Annotated in this window: 1 protein-coding gene; it reads right to left on the reverse strand. The window is 47.6% G+C overall.

Translation table 11 applies throughout. The features are described from left to right. Positions 1-381: 381 nt before the first annotated feature. Complete coding sequence (locus ACFC20_RS17590; protein ID WP_375194114.1) at positions 382-735, reverse strand: GNAT family N-acetyltransferase; 354 nt, start codon at positions 733-735, stop codon at positions 382-384. Positions 736-783 lie beyond the last annotated feature (48 nt).

Below are 783 nucleotides of genomic sequence, written 5' to 3' on the forward strand. Positions count from 1 at the left end.
TTATATCAATGGGTTAAGCAAGGTTCGCCTTTTTTTATGAATTTTTCGGGCTAATACCAGTCAGTGCGAACTTTGACGCGCCGAATGTCATTTCGGGCCGGCCACTTTGGCGGAGCCCTGACGTTGAGCCGGTAAGAATTAAGCGAGGATTGGTGGAACCGAGAAGCTTCGCGATCAGCCGTTTCAGCAATAGTATGTTACTAGTGATGTTAATGTTCACCATCGCTACAGTACCGTCATCTGCATCATTGAGAAATCTGTACTCGCCCCGATGACCATCATGTTCATAAATTAACCTCCCGGCTTGCAGTACTCCTTCAGACTGCGCCTCGAAAACGCTTTAGCGACTGTGGAGCTGCCGAATTGGTCCCCCAGGGCTTGTTAGCGGCTTTTTTCGTAAACATACAAATTGTTCTTCAAATTATTAACTTCAACATGCCCAATAAAGGTGAAGCCGCATTTTCGAAGAACGTGGTTTGAGGCGTTGTTCTCTGGAAGTGTGATGGCCATGATTCTAAGGAGAGCGCGTGATTCAACCTCATAGTTCAGGACACCCTCACTTGCTTCAGTGGCATAGCCGTTTCCACAGTGTTCTCTTAAAAATGCAAAGCCTAAGTCTGGGGTGTCCAGCTCCGGGCGCTTTATTAACCCACACATCCCGATTGGCTGGCCACCGGGCTTGGTCTCAACGATATAAAGCCCGAAGCCATTGGAGGTGTAGCTCTTAACCCGGATTTCTCATGAAGGGATAAAAGAAAGCGGCTGAAAGTGCTATAGTTTCAG

The organism is Marinobacter sp., from assembly GCF_041984545.1.
Classification (GTDB): domain Bacteria; phylum Pseudomonadota; class Gammaproteobacteria; order Pseudomonadales; family Oleiphilaceae; genus Marinobacter.